The sequence below is a fragment of the Desulfomarina sp. genome (assembly GCF_054039375.1).
The window spans coordinates 1-9,038 of sequence record NZ_JBPLBA010000227.1; the positions used below are offsets into that span (position 1 = coordinate 1).

Here is a 9,038-nt window from a genome sequence, read left to right on the forward strand (position 1 = left end):
TTTGACAAGTTACAGGCATTCACCCGCCGGCTGCATTCAATTTCAATTGAAACCGTGCCCCGCCGTTTTTCCGGTTTCCGGCGATGATTGTACCATCGAGTTTTTCAACCAGTTTTTTCACCTGCCATAAGCCGATACCACTCCCCCCCTTCTTTGTGGTTTTAAACGGCTCAAACAGCGCATCAGGCAGAAGAGCCTCCAGTATTCCCGGACCATTGTCGAGTATTGTTATGACAATCCTTTTCGTACTACCTTCCCGGGCTGCAACCATACGAACCACAAGATCATTTTCCCTTGCCTGATATGCATTGATAAGAATATTTTCAATAATGGAATAGAAAAGAATCGGATCTGCCTTCACCTGCAGATTCTCTCTGACATCGATTGAAACTGTCATTGTCGCGATCTTTGACTGCAGCCTGCGGCAACAGTCCTGGAGAAAGTGCTGCAGATCAATGACCTGCCAGTGGACAACGATCTCTTTCTTCAATGTATTCAACCGTTGTTCCACACGGGCCATTCTTCTCAGGGCATCATCCACAGACTCCAGCATATCTCTCTGAAACTCTGGCTCATGAATATGTTCAACCGCGTTTTCCTGCAATAACGAAAGCATGGTAGCAGCATTCTTTATATCGTGAAGAACAAAGGCGGACAGACGATCCCATGCCTGCCGCTCCCTGGCTCCGGCGAGCTGCTCAGCCATACGGACGGCAAGAAGCGCAGAGGCAGTCTGACTGCCGAGGGCCGTAAGCAGATCAAAATCGTCATAACCATACCGGCCTCCGGTATACTCCGGTCCCAATCCGATCAGGCCCGGCAGTTGGCTGCCAATGGAAACAGGCGCCACAAGAATCAGGTCAAGGGAAGAAAGAAACTGTTCTTTCTCCACCACTACATTTTTCAAGACCCTGCCCTGATTTTTTCCCCCCCATGAAAATAGGGATGAACGGAAATATACTCTATCAGGGGATCGTCAGGTTTAAGAAATTTATCTTTTGGCCTTCCTGTAAAACTCTCGGGATGAGAAACGAGCCTGTACCCCTTTGCCCTGTCACCAAGCCAGATGTATATTTTCGTTGTATAGAGGCTGGCGGATAAAACCCGCCGCAATGCCCGAACGACTCCATCCTCGGTTAAAGCGCCCTGCAACTGCTCTGACAGGGCCAGCCATTCATCCCTGTACTCGTATTTATTGATATAAAAATGGGTTGAAATAAAAAAATGAATCCGGCTTCTGATTTTGCCGGAGAGACCGAAAACGGCAACTCCGATTCCTCCAAGGACGAGAAACAACCATTTCAGCACAAAAGTCATTTCCAGCCCGAAAGTGCGCATAACCAGTGTAACTGTACCAAATCCAAGAAAATATCCCGCAAGCAACGAGGGAACAACAAAGGAATAAATCACCTTCCTGGAAACGAAAATCTTCCTGTTCAGCAGTCGATGATGGATAACCGCATAAAGCATCACAAAGCCGCCTGCTGACAGCAATCCGGCTATAAGAGTTAAATGGTCCGGCAATATAATCAGGTAGGTAAAGCGATAAGACATGATCCAGGCCATGGAAGCACAGGTCAGGTAGGCACCAACGATAAAGAATTTATATTCCCATCTCTGCGCAGCTTTCAGACGGCGCCAGAACTGTTCGAGACGCCAGGCAACATAAAGTGTTACAGCAAGAATATAGATTGCAGCAAAATAAACAGAGTCAAATGTCTGAAAAGACATCTCCATGCTGGAAACTTCGACCAGAGAACAGCATAAAATAAAACCACATACTGCGACAGTTGCTGCCGCAGCAATAAAAGGTTTGGTTTTAAAACCGGTCAACTCTTCTCCGGAACCTCCAATGACCACATTACGGAGATGATAGGCCATCAGAAACCAGATAAATGCAAATATAACTTCGCTAACAAGAACCACCTGCACGAATGAACCGGACCATCGAAAGCTGAGAAAAGCATATTCCGAGGAGAGAAAAAAAAGCGCAAACAATGCCGGCACAAGAGCCCTGGAAAACCGTTTTTCAGGTTCCTTCAGGAAAAATGTAAAAAAACCCGACAGGAAAACTAACCCATTAATTATATATAATATTACCAACGGACCGCCTTTTTATTTCCACGCTTTCACCCATCCTCCCGCCTTTTCTGCACACTGGCCTCAAGAAGTTCCTTTGTATACGGATGGGCGGCCCTCAGGGCACGAAGATCCTCCACACCCAGGACTTCAACAATTTCACCCTGATTCATAACCGCAATCTCACTGCACATATGACCTACTACAGCCAGGTCGTGAGAAACCATCAGGTAAGTCAGCTCCCTCTCCCGGCGCAGGCGTACCAGCAGATTTAAAATTTCCGCCTGCACGGAGACATCAAGAGCGGAGGTTGGTTCATCCAGCAGGAGAATGGAAGGCTCAATGATCAGGGCGCGGGCGATAGCCACCCGCTGTCGCTGACCACCTGAAAGCTGGTGGGGCCAACGGAAACGAAATGACTGATCAAGCCCCACATCGTCAAGAATATCGACTATTCGCCTGTTGACATCATCAAATCCGTGAAGAGCCAGGGCCTCTGTCAATACATGATCGACGGTCTGGCGGGGATGCAGGGACGCGTATGGATCCTGGAAGACCATCTGTACCGCCCGATAGAACTCTTTGTCCCGTTCCTTTCCAAGGTCATTGCCCAGCACGGCGATCCTGCCCGACCAGGTGGGAGCAAGTCCGGTAATGGCTCGCAGTATGGTCGACTTTCCTGAACCTGATTCCCCCACAAGGCCGAAACTCCCCCCCAGGGGTACCGTAAAAGCGGCATCAATAACCGCATCCACACGATCTTCCCCCTCACCGAACCAGACATCAACATGTTCAAGCTCTATTCCGCTTTTCTTTCCTTCACGCACGGTTCTTCTCCATTTCCACAACACCGCTGACACTGGGCTCCAGGCTCCAGGCCTCATCACGCTTCAATACTTCAAGATGGTCAACCGGATGATCCAGCCGAGGCATGGAATTCAGCAGACCCACCGTATACGGGTGAGTTGCCTCATGCAGCCTGTCGGCCCGGCATGTCTCAACGATCCGACCGGAGTACATAATCAGCACCCGATCACAGAATGCGGACACCACATTGAGATCATGACTGATAAATATAAGCCCCATGCCCCGCTCTCTGACGAGCTTATCCATGATTTCCAGCACCTCCTTCTGCACCGTCACATCCAGGGCCGATGTGGGTTCATCGGCAATCAGAATCTGCGGGTCCGGAATAAGCATCATGGCAATCATGATGCGCTGGCCCATCCCTCCCGACATTTCATGGGGATAGGCGTTGAAAACCCTCTCCGGGTCTCGAATCAGAACATTTTCCAGCATTGCCAGTGTCCTTTTCCTGGCCTCGGCTCGGTCTGCACGGGCGTGCAGGCGATACGCCTCACAGATCTGATCACCGATCCTCATCACCGGATTGAGGGAAAACTTGGGATCCTGCATGATCATGGAGATCCTGTGGCCCCTGACACTGCGCATCTGTTTTTCGGTAAATTTCAGCAGGTTTTCCCCCTCAAGAGCAATGCGGTCAGCCTCTAGAATACCCGGTTTCTTTATCAGTCGCAGAATGGCCCGACCGGTCATGGACTTCCCGGAACCGGACTCCCCGACAATCCCCAGGCGCTCCCGGCCAAGGGAAAAGGAAATCCGCCGAACCGCCTCAAAAATACCGTTACGGGTTGGAAATTTTACAGTCAGATTTTCTACTTCAAGCAGATTCGTCATTTTGAACTCTTCTTTGGATCCAGAACATCCCGCAAACCGTCACCCAACAAGTTGAAGGCCAGAGAGACGATGAAAATTGCAAGCCCCGGCATGGTCGCAACCCACCAGTGATCAAGAATGAACTTGCGTCCGGCGGAGATCATGGCCCCCCATTCGGGGGACGGTGGCTGGGCCCCCAGACCGAGGAAACCGAGCCCTGCCGCGGTAAGAATTATTCCTGCCATATCCAGCGTCACCCGGATAACCAGAGATGAAATACAGAGCGGCCAGATATGACGGGTAATAATACGCAATGATCCCGCCCCCTGTAATTTTATGGCATGGATAAAATCCGCATTCCTGATAGTCAGGGTTTCTGCCCTGGCAATACGGGCATAGGGCGGCCAGGCAGTCAGGACAATGGCCAGGACGGCATTTTCAATCCCCGCCCCCAGGGCTGAAACAAAGGCAAGGGCCAGGATCAGCTTCGGGAACGCCAGAAAAATATCGGTGATACGCATCAGGGTCACATCCACCCAGCCGCCGAGATAACCCGCCGCAGTGCCGACAAAGAGTCCGACTATGGGTGCCATCAGGGCGACCAGGGAAACGATATAGAGGGTAATCCTTGAACCGTAGATCAGCCTGCTCAGGATATCACGCCCCAGGGAGTCAGAACCGAGAATATACCCGCCTTCCCCCGGAGGTGTCAGCCTGGCCGCCAGGTCCTGGGTAAAGGGACTCCGGGGTGCCAGCAATGGCGCCAGAACCGCAATCAGCACCAGGGCAAAGAGGATTGTCAGCCCGAACATGGCCATGGGGTTGGAACGAAAGGCCTGCCAGGACCTGTACCAGGCACAGAAACGGGCCTGCCTCCGCGACGCGGGTGTGTCCGTGGTCAACCACTCGTACAGTGTCTGTTTCCGTGGAGTTTCTATTGCCGTACTCATACCTATTTGGCCCTCGGATCAAAAAATTTATAAAGCAGGTCCGAAAAAATATTCAGACAGACAAAGACCAGGCCAACAACCACAGTCCCGCCCAGAACTGCATTCATGTCGGCAGACAGCAATGCTGTAGTAATATAGGAGCCTATTCCCGGCCAGGAAAAAATCGTTTCGGTGAGAACAGAACCTTCAAGGAGACCGGCATAGGAAAGGGCAATAACCGTAATCAGCGGCACCTTGACATTGCCGAAGGCATGGCGCCAGATAACGGCACTCTCAGACAATCCCTTGACCCGTGCGGTGATAATATATTCCTGGTCAAGCTGCTCCAGCATGAAGGAGCGGGTCATCCGGGAAATATAGGCAAGGGAATAATAGGCAAGCAGTCCTGCGGGCAGGACAATATGGGAAATGGCATTGCGGAAAACCTCCATATCTCCGGCAAGCAGACTGTCAATCAGGATCATGCCCGTGACCGGCGGTACAATATCCACGTAAAAGATATCGAGCCGCCCCGGACCACCGATCCAGCCGAGAATACCGTAAAAGACCAGCAGACCGATAAGGCCGATCCAGAATACCGGCATTGAATAACCGATCAGGGCGACGACTCTTGCCACATGATCAATCCAGCTGCCCCGCTTCACTGCGGCCACCACACCCAACGGCACCCCCAGCAATACCCCGATAATCGTCCCCACCGTTGCCAGTTCCAGGGTCGCGGGAAACACGCGCAGCAAATCCTGGGAAACGGGTCTTGCGGTCAGCAGGGATTCTCCGAAATTTCCCGTGGCAATATCTCTTAGAAAAAAAAGAAACTGAACGAGCAGCGGTTTATCCAGTCCCAACTCATGGTAGGCTGCTTCATAGGTCGCCCTGGAAGCACTTTCACCAACAATGGACAGCACCGGATCAATGGGCATGACACGACCGATAATAAATGTAACAAACAACAGGCCGATCATGGTGATCATCACCGTGAAGATGGTGTTGCCGAGTCCGGCCAGCCAGGGTGGCATGGCCTTACTTTTATACTTTTTTGCAGTCTTTTTTTCAGAATTCATCAAATTCGGAAGCAGGTAGAAAGTAACGCCTCACGGGGGCAGCAACTCTTTTATTTTCTTTTAGCTGTATTTGTTCACAGGCGTCACAAATTTATGCAGGCTCTTTTTTCGCTACAGCCTGCTTATACGGACAAAAGAAACCGTGAAAAAGGTACCTGTGAGCAATGACGGCAGAAAAAATCAAGGGCAGGGTCCCTTCATCAACCCCACCCTTGATTTATCAGCGAATTCCCCGACGGGAAGCGAGTGATTTTCAGAAAGACTTGATTGTAAATTTTATGTTTACATTTCAAGGCACCCTCAAGTCATGACCTGAAAAACACTCACGAATCCGTCGCGGTTACAGGTTATTTTGTTACCGGCCAGTAGGAAACGGCGGTAATTGCGCCACCGAGATTGAGGCCTTTTACGTTCGCACGCCTGCCGGTCTGTTCAATCTGCTGAAACATGATGGCAAAGGGGGCACGCTCCTGGTGTTCCCGCTGAATGGCGCGGTACATGGCGGCACGCTTTTCACGATCTCCTTCCTTGACCGCTTCCTTGGTGGCCTTGGACATCTCAGGGATATACCAGGCATTTCGCCAGGCAAGAAGCCCGGTTGCCTTGGCCTCATCGGAATTATCCGGATTATAGGCAAATGTCGCCGCGTTGGTGTTTGGATCCGGATAATCAGGTCCCCAGGCACCCACGTAGATCTGGTGCTCACGGGCACGGTATTTCGCCAGGGTCTGTTTGCCGGTACCGACCTCCAGGGTAACCTTGATGCCTGCCTGGGCAAAAGTATTCTGCAGAGACTGGGAGATTTCGATACGTTCCTGGGCCTCACGCACATTGATTTTCAGGGAAAATCCATCGGCCAGTCCCGCTTCTTTCAGCAGGGCTTTGGCCTTTTCCACATTAAAGCTGTACGGCTTGTCATCAATCTCACCAAGATAGGTCCGTGGCAGGAATGCCTGATGGATAGTGTACTGTCCCTTCAGGAAAGAATCCTGCATTCCCTTATAGTCAATGAGATATTTCAGGGCCTTAACGACTTTCGGTTTGGCAAGATTCGGGTCCTTCTGGTTCATGGAAATATACATGATACGACCACGCAGATCACTGTCAACGGCGAGTTCAGGATTCCCGCTGATCCCGGCAACATCCTGGGGATTGAGATTCCGGGCCACATCGATATCGCCTTTTTCCAGCAGCAGACGCTGGGTGGAGGATTCCTGGATATGACGGACAATGACCCGACTGAGCTTGGGTGCTCCTATATAAAAATTGGGATTGGCCTTCAGGGTATAAGATTCATTGGGCTTCCAGTTTACCAGAGTATAGGCTCCGGAACCGGCGGTATGGGTTTTCAGCCAGCCATTTCCCATGTCACCGTCTTTTTCGTGGGCCAGAACGGTTTTGGAATCGACAATACCGCCGATCGTTGATGTCAGACAATTCAGGACAAAAGAAGTTGCATACTTTTCGTCCGTGGTGATGGAAAAAGTCATATCGTCAATCAGTTTAATGGTCTGATCGGCATTGTCCTTTGTAAAACCGAACTGGGTAAGAATAAACGCCGGCGTTTTATTGAGTTTAACCGCCCGCTGCAGTGAAAAAACCGCGTCCCTGGCCGTCACGGGATTACCGGACTGAAATTTTACCCCCGGACGCATTTTGAAAGTGATTGTTTTACCGTCTTCTGAAACCGTCCAGCTCTCAGCCAGATCGGGCTGATACCCTTTGCTGAGATCCGCCGGATCAAAATTGACAAGTTTGCCATAGACATTGCGGATAAGATCTGAACCGGCAAACTCAAATGACTGGGCCGGATCAAGAGTTGTGATATCATCTATCCTGTTTGCAATCACCAGCATATTTGCCGGTGTCTTCGCGTACGCGGGACCGGTCAGCGCAAGAAGCGCCACAGCTGCCGAACCCAGGAGCAGTTTTTTGCAGATATTCATTTTTCCTCCCTGTTTTTTTAATTTATATTCCCCGTAAATGGAGAACAGGCCTGTTCATGAAATCCGGTTCAACCCTTCAAAGTTGCTTCAAGAACCCTGAACCAGTTACCATGACAGAGTTTAACCATTGTCTCCTCATCATACCCATGCTGCTTCATTGCTGTTCTCAATCGGCACAGCCCTGCCGCATCTTCTATTTTCTCGGGAATCTTTGCCCCGTCAAAATCAGTACCGAAACCGACTCCGTCAATCCCCACCTGTTGTATGAGATGATCAAAATGACGCAGCAGATCATCCAGATCCGTGTCCTCACGCATCTGACCATCCGCCCGGATAAACGCCGTGGCAAAATTAACACCCACTATTCCGCCACTTTCACCGATGGCGGCAAGCTGCCTGTCCGTCAGGTTCCGGCTCTGTCTGCAGAGGGCATGGCAGTTGGAGTGGGTGGCCACCAGAGGTGCGTCAGTGATTTTTGCCACATCCCAGAAACCGGCCTCGTTAAGATGGGATACATCCACAACCATATTAAGCCGGTTACATTCCTTCACCAGTTCCCTGCCGAGCGGTGTCAGCCCGGGACCTGTGTCCGGTGAACCGGGAAATCGAAAGGGTACCCCATGACCAAACCGGGACGGCCGGGACCAGACCAGCCCGACGGAACGCAGTCCGGCACGATAAAGCACCTCAAGGTTATTAAACTCATCATCAATGGCTTCCGCGCCTTCAATATGCATGACGACAGCAATCACTCCGCGGTCAAAACAGTGACGAATATCTGCGGTCGTGGTGCATATTTTCATCCGCCCCCCCGACTCCCTTTCCAGGCGACTGAGAAGTGCCGTTTCAGCAAGAAGCGTCGGCAGGGCAACCTGCACAGGTATCTCTTCAGGCAGAGGCAGGTCATATTCCGGACCTGTCATTTCCGCAGGATCATCATCATTTTTTCTGGAAGAAATATACAACGCGAAGAAACCGCCCCCGAAACCACCTTTCCGCATACGGGGCAGGTCAAGATGTCCCTTTTCGGCACCATCGAACAGGTGATGACGTCTTTCAGCCCGCGTCATCTTTAAAAGCCGGACCACCAGGTCATTATGACCATCAAAAATCAAAGGACTGCTCTCCCCGGACATCAGGACACCTTAAGAAATGAAATGTGTTTTTGACGTAATTTTGAAACCAACTATCCCCCCCATATTTCAATTCAGCTGACACATACTGAAAGCAGATTATATGCTACAAAACACTAAAATAGAAGTCAACAGCTTTTCCCCCGGCATTACCCCCTCAGATTTCAAAACAGTTACAGACCATCACGCTAA

Annotated in this window: 8 protein-coding genes; all 8 read right to left on the reverse strand. The window is 50.8% G+C overall.

Annotated features, from left to right (window positions below):
* Positions 1-19: 19 nt before the first annotated feature.
* Positions 20-907 (reverse strand): ATP-binding protein, encoded by an 888-nt coding sequence (locus ACXLDX_RS12630; RefSeq protein ID WP_457577545.1) that lies wholly within the window; start codon positions 905-907, stop codon positions 20-22.
* Entirely contained in the window at positions 904-1,881 is a 978-nt protein-coding gene (locus ACXLDX_RS12635; RefSeq protein WP_457577546.1) for a sensor histidine kinase family protein, read from the reverse strand. Before ACXLDX_RS12635 ends, ACXLDX_RS12630 begins: the two co-directional genes overlap by 4 nt.
* A 248-nt stretch (positions 1,882-2,129) precedes the next feature.
* The gene (locus ACXLDX_RS12640; protein WP_457577547.1) at positions 2,130-2,906 is read right to left on the reverse strand and encodes an ABC transporter ATP-binding protein; all 777 of its coding nucleotides are present in this window, start codon (positions 2,904-2,906) and stop codon (positions 2,130-2,132) included.
* Complete coding sequence (locus ACXLDX_RS12645; RefSeq protein ID WP_457577548.1) at positions 2,899-3,777, reverse strand: ABC transporter ATP-binding protein; 879 nt, start codon at positions 3,775-3,777, stop codon at positions 2,899-2,901. The genes ACXLDX_RS12640 and ACXLDX_RS12645 overlap by 8 nt, the downstream gene beginning before the upstream one ends.
* Entirely contained in the window at positions 3,774-4,706 is a 933-nt protein-coding gene (locus ACXLDX_RS12650) for an ABC transporter permease (protein ID WP_457577549.1), read from the reverse strand. Before ACXLDX_RS12650 ends, ACXLDX_RS12645 begins: the two co-directional genes overlap by 4 nt.
* A gap of 2 nt (positions 4,707-4,708) precedes the next feature.
* The gene (locus ACXLDX_RS12655; protein ID WP_457577552.1) at positions 4,709-5,722 is read right to left on the reverse strand and encodes an ABC transporter permease; all 1,014 of its coding nucleotides are present in this window, start codon (positions 5,720-5,722) and stop codon (positions 4,709-4,711) included.
* Between the two features lie 392 nt (positions 5,723-6,114).
* Positions 6,115-7,713: an ABC transporter substrate-binding protein gene (locus ACXLDX_RS12660; RefSeq protein WP_457577550.1), complete on the reverse strand. Its 1,599-nt coding sequence runs from the start codon at positions 7,711-7,713 to the stop codon at positions 6,115-6,117.
* 68 nt (positions 7,714-7,781) lie between these two features.
* Positions 7,782-8,849, reverse strand: coding sequence for a dipeptidase (locus tag ACXLDX_RS12665; RefSeq protein WP_457577551.1), 1,068 nt, complete (start codon positions 8,847-8,849; stop codon positions 7,782-7,784).
* Positions 8,850-9,038 lie beyond the last annotated feature (189 nt).